The sequence below is a fragment of the Allohahella marinimesophila genome, assembly GCF_039538005.1.
GTDB lineage: Bacteria > Pseudomonadota > Gammaproteobacteria > Pseudomonadales > Oleiphilaceae > Allohahella > Allohahella marinimesophila.
Genome location: NZ_BAABBO010000009.1, coordinates 469296 through 484792, shown reverse-complemented (window position 1 = coordinate 484792; position 15497 = coordinate 469296). Strand labels below are relative to the sequence as shown.

At 58.1% G+C, this 15497-nt stretch carries 14 protein-coding genes; 8 read left to right on the top strand and 6 right to left on the bottom strand.

Translation table 11 applies throughout. The features are described 5' to 3' along the window. Positions 1-58: 58 nt before the first annotated feature. Positions 59-655: a hypothetical protein gene (locus ABD735_RS10890; protein WP_344806231.1), complete on the top strand. Its 597-nt coding sequence runs from the start codon at positions 59-61 to the stop codon at positions 653-655. Between the two features lie 63 nt (positions 656-718). Next, complete coding sequence (locus tag ABD735_RS10885; RefSeq protein WP_344806229.1) at positions 719-1612, top strand: haloalkane dehalogenase; 894 nt, start codon at positions 719-721, stop codon at positions 1610-1612. On the opposite strand, the gene ABD735_RS10880 is transcribed toward ABD735_RS10885, so the two are convergent. Further along, complete coding sequence (locus tag ABD735_RS10880) at positions 1609-2472, bottom strand: DUF2971 domain-containing protein (RefSeq protein WP_344806227.1); 864 nt, start codon at positions 2470-2472, stop codon at positions 1609-1611. The two genes, ABD735_RS10885 and ABD735_RS10880, sit on opposite strands and share 4 nt — an antisense overlap. Before the next feature lie 30 nt (positions 2473-2502). On the opposite strand from ABD735_RS10880, the gene ABD735_RS10875 reads away from it, so the two are divergent. Then, positions 2503-2955, top strand: a complete 453-nt coding sequence (locus tag ABD735_RS10875; RefSeq protein ID WP_344806225.1) for a tellurite resistance TerB family protein — start codon at positions 2503-2505, stop codon at positions 2953-2955. 1 nt (position 2956) lies between these two features. On the opposite strand, the gene ggt is transcribed toward ABD735_RS10875, so the two are convergent. Then, the gene (gene ggt / locus ABD735_RS10870; protein WP_344806359.1) at positions 2957-4684 is read right to left on the bottom strand and encodes a gamma-glutamyltransferase; all 1728 of its coding nucleotides are present in this window, start codon (positions 4682-4684) and stop codon (positions 2957-2959) included. A 311-nt stretch (positions 4685-4995) separates the two neighbouring features. Between ggt and cobT the strand changes: the two genes are divergently transcribed. Genes cobT through cobC form a run of 3 tightly spaced genes read left to right on the top strand, consistent with a single transcriptional unit; the run spans position 4996 to position 7552 of the window. Further along, positions 4996-6123: a nicotinate-nucleotide--dimethylbenzimidazole phosphoribosyltransferase gene (gene cobT / locus ABD735_RS10865; protein WP_344806223.1), complete on the top strand. Its 1128-nt coding sequence runs from the start codon at positions 4996-4998 to the stop codon at positions 6121-6123. After that, a complete protein-coding gene (locus tag ABD735_RS10860) occupies positions 6120-6938 on the top strand; it encodes an adenosylcobinamide-GDP ribazoletransferase (protein WP_344806221.1) in 819 nt (272 codons plus the stop codon). Before cobT ends, ABD735_RS10860 begins: the two co-directional genes overlap by 4 nt. Further along, positions 6935-7552, top strand: coding sequence for an alpha-ribazole phosphatase family protein (cobC, locus tag ABD735_RS10855; protein WP_344806219.1), 618 nt, complete (start codon positions 6935-6937; stop codon positions 7550-7552). The genes ABD735_RS10860 and cobC overlap by 4 nt, the downstream gene beginning before the upstream one ends. Positions 7553-7556: 4 nt before the next feature. Here the strand turns inward: cobC and ABD735_RS10850 are convergent, their stop codons facing one another. Next, positions 7557-8576 carry a putative solute-binding protein gene (locus ABD735_RS10850; protein ID WP_344806217.1) on the bottom strand — a complete coding sequence of 340 codons (1020 nt, stop codon included), beginning with the start codon at positions 8574-8576 and terminating at the stop codon, positions 7557-7559. A 241-nt stretch (positions 8577-8817) separates the two neighbouring features. Between ABD735_RS10850 and ABD735_RS10845 the strand changes: the two genes are divergently transcribed. Next, positions 8818-10956 (top strand): RNB domain-containing ribonuclease, encoded by a 2139-nt coding sequence (locus ABD735_RS10845; protein WP_344806215.1) that lies wholly within the window; start codon positions 8818-8820, stop codon positions 10954-10956. Between the two features lie 20 nt (positions 10957-10976). On the opposite strand, the gene ABD735_RS10840 is transcribed toward ABD735_RS10845, so the two are convergent. Both ABD735_RS10840 and ABD735_RS10835 read right to left on the bottom strand, forming a co-directional pair. Further along, positions 10977-12866, bottom strand: a complete 1890-nt coding sequence (locus tag ABD735_RS10840) for a protein kinase domain-containing protein (RefSeq protein ID WP_344806213.1) — start codon at positions 12864-12866, stop codon at positions 10977-10979. Next, positions 12866-13633, bottom strand: a complete 768-nt coding sequence (locus ABD735_RS10835; protein ID WP_344806211.1) for a PP2C family protein-serine/threonine phosphatase — start codon at positions 13631-13633, stop codon at positions 12866-12868. The genes ABD735_RS10840 and ABD735_RS10835 overlap by 1 nt, the downstream gene beginning before the upstream one ends. A 129-nt stretch (positions 13634-13762) precedes the next feature. On the opposite strand from ABD735_RS10835, the gene ABD735_RS10830 reads away from it, so the two are divergent. Further along, positions 13763-14830 carry an FHA domain-containing protein gene (locus ABD735_RS10830; protein WP_344806209.1) on the top strand — a complete coding sequence of 356 codons (1068 nt, stop codon included), beginning with the start codon at positions 13763-13765 and terminating at the stop codon, positions 14828-14830. Here ABD735_RS10830 and ABD735_RS10825 read toward each other — a convergent pair. Further along, positions 14767-15477, bottom strand: a complete 711-nt coding sequence (locus tag ABD735_RS10825) for a flavin reductase family protein (RefSeq protein WP_344806207.1) — start codon at positions 15475-15477, stop codon at positions 14767-14769. The two genes, ABD735_RS10830 and ABD735_RS10825, sit on opposite strands and share 64 nt — an antisense overlap. Positions 15478-15497 lie beyond the last annotated feature (20 nt).

Below are 15497 nucleotides of genomic sequence, written 5' to 3'. Positions count from 1 at the left end.
GCAGCATGGTTTAGTAAGGCCGGGGCAACACATTTTCAGTCTGCATCAGGAGGGCCCGATGGGCATCACCGTATTCAAAGACAAGGCTGACAGCAGCCGCAGTTATCTCAGAATTACCCGCGCGGTAGATGGTGAAGAGCAGCAGCATTATGTAAGGGTCAACGGCACTACCAAGAAAGCCATGCGCGAAGCCATGGCCGAAGCGGAAGCGCTCGATGCCGAGCTTGCCCGCTGGCAGGCCGACCGTAAGGCGGAAAAGGAGGCGACGGGAGAAAGCTTTATCCACGATCGCGGACATGTACTTGGCCTGCAGCTCCAGAAACGGGAGCGGGAAGGTCGCAAAGACGCCATCGAATTCAAGTTGCGTGTCAAACCGGAAGGTAGTCCACCCGTCTACAGCTCAGTCTCAGTCGACAAATATGGTTTTGAAGAAGCCTTCAAACGCTCGATAGACCGACTCTGCGAAGTTCGGGGAATCGACACCAAGAGTCCGGTGGCCAAAAAGCTCTCTGCCAGTCTACCAATATACCGGGAGCGCTACGAAGCCTTCGAGGCGGAATCGCTTGCCAAGGAAAACGTGGCAGAATCGAGCAGTGGCAGGCAGAATGGCATCCTTGGACAACTGCGGGGCTGGGTCAAGCGCAGAGCAACCTGAGCAGGCCATCATCAGCACGCCGCGTAGCGATAAAGCGACTGCACTGATCAGGAAATTCTGCCAATGGATATTGTAAGAACGCCGGAGGACCGTTTCAGACGTCTGCCGAATTACCCCTTCAAGCCCAACTATCTTGAAGTCGGCAGCGGACTGCGCATGCACTACGTCGACGAGGGAGACACCAGCAGCACGCATACCGTGTTGATGCTGCACGGAGAACCCACCTGGTCCTATCTTTACCGCTTCATGATTCCGATTTGTGCCGCTGCTGGCCATCGGGTCATTGCGCCTGACCTGGTTGGCTTCGGCAAGTCTGACAAGCCTGCTGATATCGACGACTATAGCTACGGCGGCCATTTCGAGTGGCTACGCGCTTTTGTGCTGGAGCTCGACCTCAGGAATATCGTGCTGGTTTGCCAGGATTGGGGCTCGCTGCTAGGACTGCGCCTGGCGGTGGCGCTCGACGATCGCTTTTCCGGCATCGTGCTGTCTAACGGTTTTCTGCCCACCGGTCAGCAAAGCATCCCGCTGGCATTCAAGGCCTGGCGAACTTTCGCCAGGTTCAGCCCTTGGTTCCCGATCTCCAGGATCGTCGAAGCGGGTACTTTCAAGAAGCTCAGTGCTGGCGAGCGACTTGCCTATGATGCGCCGTTTCCGAGCGGCCGCTACAAGGCGGGCACCCGAGCCTTTCCGAGACTGGTGCCAACCGAGCCGGACCTGCCGGACGCGCAGGAAAATGCGCGGGTGTGGAGTCAGCTCGAACAGTGGCATAAGCCCTTCATCACCGCCTTTACGAATGGCGACCCCATCATGCGCGGTGGTGATCGTTATTTTCAGGAACGTGTACCGGGCTGTCAGAACATGCCTCATCGTACGCTGACTGGCGGCCATTTCGTGCAGGAGGACTCGCCCTTCGAATTTGCCCAGACCGCCAACGAGCTTATCCGACTACTCTAACGTTGGCGGAAAGGGATCTGACAATAGTCTATGCCGTCGGCAGGCACGCAGTTGCGCTGACTCAGATAGAGTTGAAGGCTGTTCAGAGACAGCTCGTGGTTGGGGGTAGGGCCAACGAATATATGTTCGAAGGGTAGCCGCCCCTGTTCGTCACGGAGGTCGAGGAAGACGTAAGGCACCAGCATCGACGTCCCCTCCCGGAAACGAACCAAGCCGTCAGTCGGCTTGCGCATACCATGGGAGACTACCCGCCATTCGTCCTCCTCCTGGAAGGACGGATGCTTCAATACGGCGGCTATTCGCAGCAGGTCAGTTTCAAGTTCCTCGAATATGGCCTGGCGGCCTTCGGTATTACTGGGACCCGAGGCGCCTGCAGTCTGTTCGATGACAGCTTCCACAATGTCATGTATCAGCTCGCTCTGACGCACCGGATCATAAATACAGCGCCCCACCTGAAAGTTCTGCTGCTCGGCGCAGCGCCACACGTGGTCAGCTGAAAGCCCAACACTTACGCCCTTGCCGTGGAGGCTATAGCCGCGCCACTGACTCAGCAGATTGCCATGGGCTCTGAAAGACGTCGCAAACAGCATGTGGCCATTGGTAATACGGTGGACGACCCAATCGAGAAACTCATTGAGCACGTAAGGATGCGAACAACCATTGGCGATGCGCTCGCCAATATCCTTCCGGAGCAGATCGGCAGTGTGGCGGAGTTCGGCGGAGTCATTCATGTAACGAACGTCGCTTGCCCACATTGCCCTGGCGTCCACAATGCCCAGGAAGCCAGTGAACGACGTATAGTGGTAAAGCGTGGCGCGCGTTTCCTCGGAATAGAGGTTGCGGGTTATTTCCGTCAGCATTCATTCACCCAACTAGCGGGACTGATCGCTATGTTAACAAAATTTCTTGATGCATTGCGCGGTGCCAATCACGCCGATACGACCGAGCAGAAACATTCGCTTGAGGTGTTGACGGCTGCAATGCTCTATCAGGTGGCCAGAGTCGATATGGACATTGATGCCGCAGAACTTGCCCGCATTCGCAGCTTCGTGGACAACACTTTCTCACTGGGTGCCGGTGAACTCGAACAGTGCATGGATGAGGCCGCTTCGCTCGCCGATAACGCCACCTCACTCTTTGAACTCACCAGCGAGCTCAACGCAGCGCTGGAGGCTACAGATCGTTTCCGCATCATCGAGAACATGTGGCTGGTTGCGCTGGCAGATGGAGAAATCGACAAGTATGAAGAGCAGGTGATCCGCCGTTCGGCGGAACTGCTCTACGTGCATCATGGCGAATTCATTCGAGCCCGTCATGCTGCCGAGGCCAGGGCATCTACCTGAGCTAGGGCATGAGCACTGGAACATTCATGACGCCGAGCGCTTTCGAAGTCGAACGACGGGGATCCTCACCACCATAGTACACCCCATCAAGCAGCAGAATGCTCTGGCTGGCCCCCATGGCTTCCTGCTCACTGACGGTATGGCCGTATGACTCGAGCAATGCCTTGGTATCCGGGCTGATGCCTTCTTCGACCCGAATCTCATCCGGCAGCCATTGATGATGCACGCGCGGCGCATTGACTGCCGACTGGATATTCAGATGATGGTCGATAACATTCATGATGACACCCAGGGTGGTGGTGATAATCCGCGAGCCACCAGGCGAGCCGGTCACCAGGAAGTTCTTGCCACCTTTTTTCACAATGGTAGGGGACATCGAGCTCAGCATGCGCTTGCCGGGCTCGATCCGGTTCGCATCGCCACCTACGAGGCCGTAGGCATTCGGTACGCCGGGCTTCGCGCTGAAGTCGTCCATTTCGTTATTCAACAGGAAGCCTGCGCCTTCCACCGCAATGTGGGAGCCATAGCTGAAGTTGATCGTGTAGGTGTTGGAGACCACATTGCCGTAGCGATCCGCCACTGAAAAATGAGTCGTCTCGTTGCTCTCGTACACAGCCGGTTTGCCTTCGCGAACCGTACTGGACGGCGTGGCCTTGGTAGGCTGAACATCCTTCATTAGTGTCTTCGCGTAATCCTTGCTCAGCAGACCTTCAAGCGGAACATCGACGAAATCGACGTCACCCAGATAGGCTGCCCTGTCGGCATAGGCCCGTTTCATGGCCTCTACCATATGATGAATGCTCTGCGCGCCGTTGAGCCCCATCGCACCGATGTCCAGTGGTTCGAGCATGTTCAGTATCTGGATGATGTGCACGCCGCCGCTGCTCGGCGGCCCCATGGAGTAAACATCGTAGCCCCGATAGCTACCGTGGACCGGCTTGCGCTCCACGGCCTCGTAACTCTCTAGATCAGTATTGGTAATCAGACCATCACCACGGTTCATTTCCGCGACCAGCAACTGCGCGGTTCGCCCCTTATAGAAGCCATCCTTGCCTGAGATCGAAATCCGCCTGAGTGTTTCTGCCAGATCAGGCTGGCGAAACCGGTCGCCAACCTCGTAATAGCCACCGGTCTCCTTGAAGAACATGGCATTGGCACCGGGATTCTTGCGCAGACGCGCTTCGGCGCTGGCCACACCTTCGACAAAACGATCAGTCACTACGAAGCCCTGTTCAGCCAGGCGGATGGCAGGACCGAGCGCTTTCTCACGACTGATGGTGCCGTATTTTTCCAGCGCCATCAGCAAGCCTGCCACAGTGCCCGGCACGCCTGATGAGCGATGACTGAAGCGGCTGAGCTCGGCATCGACTTCGCCGGCTTCGCTCAGGAACATGTCCTTGCTGGCTGCGGCTGGCGCTGTCTCACGATAATCGATACTGGTGACCTCACCGCTCTCCTCAGATGAGATCAGCATGAAACCACCGCCCCCGATGTTGCCAGAGCGAGGCTGGGTCACCGCGAGCGTGAAGGCCGCAGTCACGGCTGCATCCACGGCATTGCCGCCACTTTCGAGCACTCTGGCAGCCTCTTCGCTGGCAAGATAGTGACTGGTGACGACCATGCCGCCGTCCGCCTTCACCGGGGTGGCGCGGTCGCCCTCGAGGATGGCCTGAGTAGTGGTTTCGCTCGGGCCACTCTGTTCTGGCTGAGCCGGATTCTCCTGGGCCATTGCTGTGGCTGCGGACATCAGCAGGCTAGACAGCACCCAGCTCAGAGGGCAGTGACGGGAAAAGCGTGATCTGTGGTTGTTCATTCTGCATCCTTCAGATGGTATTGATTCGGGCGCTCGGGCCCGGCTTCACATGTCGGCCATGCAGCGTGTAGTACGAACAGCGCAGCGCGGCAGTCCCCTGGTGGCTGTGGATTGGTCCGACCCGCCATGGAGGGGGTCTGACGAGTTGCTGACAGTATCCACCTTCAGTCGCTACAATCGAACCGGCCATACGCTCGGTATGGCCCTGTTGAAGAAGAAGAGGTGACATGCAGTATACCGGGACTTCGGAGCCACTCGCATTCGCGACGCTCGAAGCGATCATAGCCAACATTCATGATACAGCCGACGCGGCCTTCGAAGCGGCGCTGCAACGCAAGCTGGACCACCTGACGAAACCGCTGGGCGCACTTGGCCAGCTCGAAACTCTGGCCTTGCAGCTGGGACTCATCCAGAAGACCCTCTCACCCTACCTGCTCAAGCCTGCCATGCTCTTGTTCGCAGGCGACCACGGGATTACCGCCGCTGGCGTCAGCGCCTATCCAAAGGACGTGACCTGGCAGATGGTTGAAAACATTTGCAGTGGGGGTGCGGCCATCTCGGTGCTCTGTGTTCAGCATGACCTTGAGCTGACCGTGGTCGATGCCGGCGTCGATCACGATTTCGATGCCAAACGGCGCCGCCGCTTTCCCCTGCTCGACCGGAAGATGGGGCGAGGCACTGCCGACTTTTCGCAGCACCCGGCCATGACAACGGAGCAGTGCCTGGCGGCCATCGGCCTTGGCATGGCGGAGAGCGAAGTTCATCTGCAGGCCGGCGCCAATGTGCTGGGCTTCGGTGAAATGGGGATAGGCAACACATCCTCTGCGAGCATACTGAGCCACCTGTTTACGGGGCTCGACCTGGAACGCTGCACCGGACGCGGCACTGGGCTTAGCGATATCATGCTCGCGCACAAGCACTCAGTGCTGAAAGCGAGTCTCGAGCACCACGAAGGCTCTCACCCATTGGACGCAAACAGTGACCCTGCAACGGCCTTGCATCTGCTCCGATATTTCGGTGGTTTCGAAATAGCCGCCATGGTCGGCGCCATGCTCATGACGGCCCGCCATGGCGCGGTGATTCTGGTCGATGGCTTCATTGCGACAGCGGCTTTTCTGGTCGCGCAGCAGCTCGCGCCGGCACTGCGTGGGTATGCCGTTTTCTGCCACAGCTCGAATGAACAGGGTCATCAGCCAGTGCTTGACTGGCTGAATGTTCGACCGCTGTTGAGCCTGGACCTCCGACTTGGTGAAGGCACCGGCTGCGCACTTGCCATTCCACTGCTGCAAAGCGCCTGTGCCATCATGAATCAGATGGCCAGCTTCGATACCGCCAGCGTCTCTGGACCGGCGTGAATTCACCCCCGTCTTCGCAGCGGCAGGGATTGCGCTACGAACTGCACCTTTGTGCAGTGGCCTTCCAGTTCTATTCACGCGTGCCTGTTCGACTTCCACTGGCTTTTGATCACACCGACCTCAACGCCTGCACCCGGTATTTTCCTGTAGTGGGTGCAGGCGTGGGGCTGACCAGTGGGCTGGTATTTCTGCTGATATGCGCTGCGCTCGGTTCTCAGCAGGCTTTCGCCGCTGCAGTGCTGGCTGTCGCCTGCTCCGCCTTGCTGACTGGCGCCTTTCATGAGGACGGACTGGCGGACATGGCAGACGGCCTGGGCGGCGGACAGACTGTCCAGCAGCGCCTGACTATCATGAAAGACAGCCGCATCGGAACCTATGGCGCATTGGCACTGTTGCTGGCCACGCTCCTGCGGATTAGCCTCGTCAGCGCTCTGGCCACGCAATCAGCCGGTCTGGCGCTGGCTATCCTCGTCGCCGCAGCGGTCGCCAGCCGCAGTAATGCAGCCCTGCTGATCGGCATTCTGCCTTATGCCCGCGAAGACGCCAGCTCGAAAGTCCGCCCTGTGGCCCACAGCCTCAGCCCGCTGAACAGGAATTATCTTCTCACCCTTGGCCTCGCCAGCCTGTTGCTGCCTGCCTTTCTGGGACCTCTGGTCCTCATGGTTCTGCTCACCGTTTTCGCATTGGCCGTGCTGCTGATGTATTTCCGTCAGGCGCTGAGCAGCCGTCTGGGCGGTTACACCGGCGATTGCCTTGGGGGACTGCAGCAGCTGTCCGAACTCGCGATCCTGCTGATACTGGTGGCGGGCCTTTGATCGTTCTCGTTCGCCATACCCGCGTGGCGGTGCCGCCGGGCACAATCTACGGCCATAGCGACGTCGCACTGGCCGACAGTTTCGATAGCGAAGCAGAAGAGGTTTTACAGAGACTGGGGACTTTGCTGAACGAACAGGCTTGCAGCGACAGTGGTCTGCAGGTGCGTATTCATAGTAGCCCGCTGTCGCGATGTATGAGGCTCGCTCGGCATATTGAAGCAGGGCTGGGGCCGTCACATCGCCACATGCTGACAATACGGCGTCCGATCACTGTCGACACGCGACTGAGAGAAATGAACTTTGGAGACTGGGAGAAAAAGACCTGGACGGCCATTAGTGAGATCGGTGGAAAACTATGGGGAGAACGCTGGGAGACCCAGGCCACACCGAACGGCGAAGGCTTTCCCCAACTGTACGAGAGAGCACGGGCCTTCCATGAAGATCTGACCCTGGCGAAGGAAGGTGATGATCTGCCTTCAGTCGATATCGTGGTGACACACAGCGGGGTGATCCGCTGCCTGCATGCCCACGTGCAAGGTCTTCCAAGGCGGGAGGCCTTCAGCCTGAGTCCGGATTTCGGTTCCGTACGCCGGCTTCAGCCTCCTCAACACTGAGCGCTTATTCGCGCCCGTCTACACACTCGGCTTTGGTGGCTTCAGACTGGCAGCGAACCTTCTGCATCAGCTTCAGCATCTTAGGATGATAGACGCCTTCATCGCGCAAGGAGATACGGACGTCCTTGAGCATGCTGTCGAAGCCAGCAGCCTGATCATTGGTCGGCTGAACCCAGACGTTCGCAGGAATTTCAGCTTCGGCTTTCTTGACGATATCCATGAACTCGCCAAACCGGCTCTGATAGTACTCACGCATATTCTGCTTGAAGCTGTCGGAGAACTTGTCCGAGGTCACAACCAACTGGAAAGTCATCTGGGCGAAGTTGTAGTTGAATACTGAACCGTCCGGCTCGACACCCTTGTACAGCTCCATTGGTTGATAGGCGACCGCAGGCGCGTAGGCCACATCGACACTGCCATTGTTGAACTTGCCCGCAAAGCTCGAAGTCGTCGCGCTGACGACGCTGCCACCGACGTGACGAACCATGGCTACAGCCGCAGGATCGTAATCGAGCGTGGCGATTTTCTTGCCCTGAATCTTCTCGACGCTGTCGATGGCACGATCACGCAGCAGCACATAGATGGCGCCTGCAGGTGCAATACCTGCGATTTCATAGTTTTCCGACTTCATCAGCGGCGCCGCCTTGGGCGAGCTGAGTGTCTGCAGCAATGTAGACAGCTCGTCGTATCCTGGAATGGCACCAACGGCTACGAGTGTTCCGGTGAATCTGTTGAATTCACGGGCTCGGACGTCGGTCAGGAGGGCAGCATCACACTGTCCAGCCAGGAAATCGTCAGAGGCGATCTTTTCGTCGGTATAGGCGCGAAGTTCGAGATCATAGCCCAAGCCCAGTGCCTTGACCTTGGTCGCCTTGGTCAGGGTGAAGATCGGACCGGTTGCACCGAGTGGATCGAAGATACACAGGGACCGTTTTTCTGCGGCGCTGACTGCAGTTGTCAGCAAGCTCGCGCTCACGAGTACACAGGCAGCGGCTGCGGCCCGCACGCCAGTTGATAGTTGCATAAGGATTCTTCCTGTTTCCTGATTGAGATAACCGATTCTGGTCGACCGGTCTATCCGGACCCATAGTGTATAGGACCAGTTTGTAAAAACTTGTAACCGAGTCGACAAAACCGGGCGTTGGCCTGCTGATTTAGGGGTCGCGCCTGCAACGGGCGCCTGCAACGGCGCTTTTCATAGCCTTGCCTGCCTGAAAGGGGTACCATCGCTGGCGTTTTCATTCATCAATCACAGTACAGATTTCATGCTCGATATCTCAGCCCTCAGTCAGTTACGTGAACTCAAGAGCACCATTCGACAGTCGAACAACCAGTTCGAAGGCGTCGTTCGTGGCAGCAACGGGAGCTTCGGCTTTCTGACCATCAAGCCCGGCCAGGATACTGCAGAGCCGACTGCCAAGGGTGAGAAATCCACGAGCAAGCGACCCAAGGAAGCCTTCCTGAGTCCCGCAGAAATGCTGAAGATTCTGCCGGGAGACACCGTGCTCGCAGAGATCAGTCAGGATTCGAAGGGTCGAGATGTCGCTACGGTCATTTCTGTACTGCAGTCCTCTGCCCGTTATTTCACTGGCCGGTATGTGCAGAAAGGCAAGGGCCACTTCGTCGAGACCCAGATAGAAGGCACCGAGCGCCGGCTGTTCATTACCCCGAAGAAGCGCAAGACTGCCAAACCTGGTGACTACATCGTCGCACGCTTGCTCAAGCATCCCTTCCCGGACGGCCGTGCGCAAACTGAAGTCCTGAGAATACTGGGCAACGATCAGACCGCTGGCATAGAGACCAAACTGGCACAGGAAGTGTTCAACATCCGCCCGGGCAAGACACGGCCCGAGGCAGCGACCTGTGAAGCCCGCTTCGAGCAGAAATCAGCCGGTCGAGTCGACCTCACCGCCGAGCCTTTCTTCACCATTGATGGGGAAAGCACACAGGACATGGACGACGCGCTGTTCATCACCAAGACCGAGGATGGCCACTGGGTGCTGAAAGTGGCCATCACGGATGTGGCAGCCTGGATCGATCCTGGTTCGGACCTCGACAAAGAATCAGCAGAGCTGGCCAGCAGCTGGTATTTCCCGCACAAGACCGTCCCCATGCTTCCCGGCACGCTGTCACACCAGTGGTGTTCACTGCAGCATGGCCAGGCGCGCCTGGCCATGGTCGCTTCCATGTCCATCGGCAGCGATGGCGAACTAGTGGAAGGCACCAGCCTCAGCTTCGAACAGGCCATCATTCGCAGTCAGGCCAAGGTCAGCTACAACCAGCTCAATGAATGGCAACAAGCGCCAGAGAGCTTCCCTGCAGGCCTTCCTGACACCGTTACAGCGCAGTTCCAGGACGCGCTCGCGCTGGGCGACGTTTTGCGCCAATGGCGTCGTGATCATGCCTTGTTGATGGATCATCGACCTGACTACAGGACCACGCTCAATGATGACGGCAAGATTCTCTCTGTGCGCAAGGAAATACCTGGCCCAGCAGAACGGCTGGTCGAGGAGTGCATGGTACGAACGAATCTCGAAACAGCCCGACTGCTCGCAGCCGAAGCACCAGCCGCTATTTTTTCCGAGCATGCAGGCTTCAAGCCAGAGCGGCTGAAGCAGGTCAGACATATCATTCGAGAACAGCTACCTGAGCTGGCTGCCGCCGACCCTGCGCCAGACCCATCTACGCTCGAAGGCTACACCACCATCATGAAGGCAGCGCAGGCGCTTGAGTCAGAGCTGCCTGTCTTCGCCATCCTCAGCCGACTGCAGACGCGCAGCCGTTTGACCACCACGCCTGCACCACATCATTCGATGGGGCTCTCGCAGTACCTCACGGTCACCTCACCGCTGCGAAAATATGCCGACCTCTGCACCCAGCGGGTGTTGTGCGCGCTATCAGGCGAAGGCAGGGTTTCTGCAGCGAAGGTGGATATCGACGCGCTGAGCGCCAGCTTGCTCAACGGTCGTCGTGCCGTTGCATTGGCGGAGCAAAAGCTTCAGCAACACTTTGCTGCAGGGCTGTCCGGGCAGCGTTTTACTGCGACGATCGTTCAGGTGAATGGTTCCGGTTTCATCGCCAGGATCGAAGACAATGGTGTCGAAGGCTTCGTCGATCTCGGCGCCTTGCCCCAGGCAAAATTCCGCCTTGATAGCACTTACTTCCGCCAGGTTGGCCAGCAGATCAGCTTCATGCTGGACCAGTCGGTGGACATTATAGTGAAAGGTCTGGATAAGGAGAGCGGCCGCGTCCTGTTCGATCTTGCCGAAGACGTAGCGGCAGATACGCCGCAGGAGCAGGCTTCGGCCAAAGTGGCCAAGACAGATGAGTCCACAGCCGTTGAGGCGAAGTCTTCGCCAGCAGAGGCCACAGACGCAGGGACTTCCGGCGACTCGGCCGACTAAAAGCGCTATGGCGCTACGCGCTAGAGCAAGGGGGCAATGTACTGGCGCCAGACCTCGCTGGACTGTAATTCCTCAAGGTAGTGCTCGGCCACTGGGAGCGCCTCCTGGCTGAAATAGCCACGGTCCATCTCCAGCAAGGCAGCGGCACCGACCAGGCACAGCACAAGCGCCGGCAGAATGAATTTCTGCCGGCTTCGTACCCGACCCAAGCGCTCGGTTTTTCTGGCGACTTTCGCCGCTTCACGCTTGATCGCGTCTACCTTCACCTGCTTCTCCAGCAGGCGGGCTTCCTTGTTTGCGGTCGTCAGATCAATCGCGGCGGCCTCGATCGAAGGATAGGCTTCCCTGGGATCGTCGGACAGCAGACGGTCCAATACACGCTTCAATGATTCGGGCAAGCTGGCGATACCCTCAGGCAGGGCAGGCGCCCGCCCTCTGGCAGTCGTGAGCGTGCGCACGGTCTGACTGGTCTTTCCTGCTGGAGGAGCACCTTTCATCGAGGTCTCGGCTTGTAAGGGTGCGCCTGCGAGCGCCTGCCAGAGTATTGTCCCCACCGCCTTCAGGTCGGTCTGGGCAGCCACAGCATCCGAGCGGCCGCGCGACTGATCTGAGGCTATCGCCGCTTCCGGCCCGGGTATGCCGAAACCGCTGAGCTTCAGTACGGTTTCGTCATCCATGAAAATCGATTTTGCTCGCAGGTTACCGTGGAAGACTTTGTGCTGGTGTGCGAATTTCAGCCCCTGAGCTATGGCTGCCCCCCATTCAAAGGCTTTGGCAGGGACGACCTTGCTGCCGATATGATCGGCCAGTGTTCCGCTTGCCATATAGGCCATGATGATACTGGCCTTGTCGCCGTGATGGCTCACGCCATGGATGGTGACGATGTTCGGATGCGAGTGCCGGGCAAGAATCTTGTGCTCTCTGAGCCCGGCGGACTGCAGGCTCAGACGCTTGACGATGTACATGACTTCCCGCGTCTGATCTTCGTAGAGGAAGACGGCTGTGGCAGGCTCATCCTTCAATACATCAAGCACCGAGAAATGACTGTCGGGGTAAGTATCGGTCAGCGCCCTGATATTGCGATCGGCATCGACCCGCTGCCGGGGGCTCAAGTGCTGCCCCTGCGACAGATAGAGCAGATCTCTATGCACATCATCTGCTGACATCGGGCGATCTTCGATCTCCTCAGCCATGCAACTGGCGATCAGTTCCGAGAGACCAAGCTCGATAGCGGGCATGACGTCATGGGCTGCCGGGGCGTCTGGCGCAGGTACAATCCCGGTGAAGAGTTCATACATCATTACGCCGAGGGCATACAAATCGCTGCGCTCGCTGGCCTGGCCCGCCATCATCAGCTCAGGCGCCATGTAAGCTGAGGTACCCATGGTGAGTGAAGTGTCGGCTGAAGATGAGCGACTGCTGGCACCGGGCCGGGTCTGGGCCAGCGTGTCAGTGAAGAAATGGGCAATACCGAAATCAGCGATGCGTACTTCCCAGTCCTTGTCCAGCAGCACATTTGCAGGCTTGATATCCCGATGGATCACGCCATTCTTGTGTGCGTAGCTGAGCGCCTTGCACACCTGAACCAGCACTTCGAGCTTCTTGGCGCTGTCAAGCTTGTCCCGGTTGATGGCATCTTCAAGCGTCATGCCCTCGACAAACTCCATGACGAAGAAGGGCCGCCCTTCAGGTGTCAGCCCCTTGTCGATCACATGAATGATATGCGGATGATTCAGCTGGGCAATGATCATCGACTCGGCTTCGAAACGCTGGAGCACCTCCGGCTCGTCAGCCAGATTCGCCGCGAGCACCTTGATGGCAACGGGACGCTGGAGAGACTCCTGTACGCCACGGTAAACCGTAGCCATACCACCTTCGCCCAGCTTGCTGAGTCGTTTATAGCCCTGCATCATTCGCTCCGACCCATGCCGAGGCTCCACAGCCAATCCAGTGGAGATCTGGGGCGCGCGGGCTCGCTGTCACGGTGTGCATGCAATGGCGCCTCTTCATCTTCAGTACCGAGGACTGGAGGCGAGTCCTCCTCTTCCAGCACAATCAGCGTTATGTTATCCCCAGGGTCGGCATCCAGCGCGGCGCGCAGCAGCGATTCAGTAATTTGCCCTACGTCGAGGTCCGCCCCCAGTAATGCCGCCAGGTCTGCGGGTCCAAGCCCTCTGAACAAGCCGTCACTACAGATGAGCCAGCGTGTGCCGGGCGACGAAGCATGGTGTGCGGTATCGGAAGAGATAGAGGCCAGCGATGGGTGGCCCAGCGCCTGGGTCAGTGCGCCATCGGCATCGGCGTGATCGGCGGAGACCTGTTCGAAGTGGCCGTTCGAAAGCCGATAGATTCGGCTGTCGCCTGCCCAGATACTCAGGATGCCATGGCTGGTGTCGTGCAGCGCTGCGATCGTGGTCGCACAGTAGCTTTCGACCCCACTCTCGGTACCGAAGTCGACCAGGGCCTCATGAGCCGTCTGCACGGCCTGCTCGAGATCGGCGCCGCGACGGCAGACTTCGTAGCGAAATATGCCTGCGGCCAGGGCGCTTGCCAGCTCACCGCTGTCGCCACCACCAACGCCATCCAGCACCGCATAGAGTCCTTGCCTCATATCCACGACAGCGTTGTCCTGGTTGGCTCTTCGGTCGCCCTGATCACTGACAAATGCTACGAGCACGTTTGTTCCGTATCTATGACTGAGACGAATCAGTATAGCCAATCATGTCAGCAGCGCTGCAAAACTGGCAGCTGATTCTATACTCTTGACTAGGCGTCCAATTTTGACGACATGACACAGGACCAAGGCATGTTGAAACTGCACTTTACTGATGGAAGCAGACCCCCGGTGTGGCTGGTGAATGCTCACATGACGATCGGCTCGGATGAGCAGAATTCGATTCGCCTGCGCCAGGAGAGCGTGCAGCCTTTTCATGCTGAGATGAGACTGAAAGACGGCAACGTCTACCTCATCAATAAACATCCTGAATACCGGACCGGTCTGAATGGCAAGAAAGTGCGCAAGGCCGTCATCGTCAAACCTGATGACGTCATCGTGATCGGGACAGTCAAGATCAAACTGCTTCGCGCAGCCGATGCCGGCAGTGATGCCAAACCATTTAGCAGCGCCGAAGCCACCTCGCCCAATCTGCAAAAGCAGAGCGGGCAGTCGGTCAGACAGGGTCAGGCCCTATGGGGCCTGCGCACGAATGCGAGTTGGGCCAAGCAGCCACTCTACCCGATTCACGGTGTTGCGATCGTCGGCCGGGATGAGGCCGCTGATATCGCCGTACCGGTATCTCATCTTTCACGCCAGCATGCCCAGCTTCAGGTCGCCGGTCAGTTTCTACTGGTCAAGGATCTCGGTTCGACCAATGGCACGTTCCTGAACGGCGAGCGCATAACACAGGGTCGGGCACGCCCAGGCGACAAGCTCAAATTCGATGTAGTGACCTTTGTAGTCGAAGGGCCTGATGACGATCATGGCAAGACCGTGATTCGCCCGATACCGGCGGTAGTGAGCAATCTGTCGAAGGAAAAGTCGAGGAGTGCTTCTGCCTCGACGCCACGTGAGGAAGCTGGTCAACAGCCGTCGAATGCGTCTGCACATCCTGTACCGCCGGCCGCCGAGCGGCCACACGACATCAATTTCGATGCTGTGGTCAGTGATCGTGAACCCATTGCGGACCTGGCGCCCGAGAAGAAGCGCTCACCAGCGCTCTTCATCGCCATCATCATGTTGACGCTGGCCGTCATTGCCACGGTGCTGTTGTTTACGGATGCGGTCGATATTGAACAGCTTGGCGCCTTGTCTCAGTCTTTTGAGGCGCTGGTGGGAACATCAACGGTGGACAGCGGGCGGTCCGTTTTGGCGTAACTATAGCGCTGCAGCCGTTCGCCCCGATGATAGCTGTCCAGCCCCGTCACCGCAGCTGTGCCAGCGGCTTCAATATCCAGAAAGCCATCCGGGTTGACCACGCCGCGAGGCACGACGATGTGGCAGATCTGTCCGATGATGAACTCGGTACCGTTGATTTCAAGCGGGATGTGCTGCCTGAACCTGACGCCGAACTTGATTCGTGATTCGGCGACGAAGGGCGCGGTGAAGCCTTCGACCCATTCCTCGGTCAGACCAGTCGCTGCAAACTCAGACACAGTCTTATCGTAGCGTGCTGAAGTCTGATGAGCGGCCTCGATCATCTCGACGTGAACATGGTTAATGGTGTAATAGCCAGTGCTCAGAAGGTTTTCCAGTGAATGCCGATCGACCGAATGCGGCCTGATCACCAGGCCGATCAATGCCGGGTCGGCGCCCAGGTGCACACAGGAGCTGACGATCGAAACATTGGTCTGACCATCAGCGTCTACCGTGCCGATCAGGTTCGCACTCTTGTAGCCACTGATCGAATTGATCATGGCAACCCGGTAGCGATGATCCATCTGTTGCAACATCGCTTCGTCCACCTGGTGGGCGTCACCCGCCGCCAGCGTGCTGTCATCGAGCTTCAATGCATTCTCCGTCATCACACTGTCTCTCTGCCTGG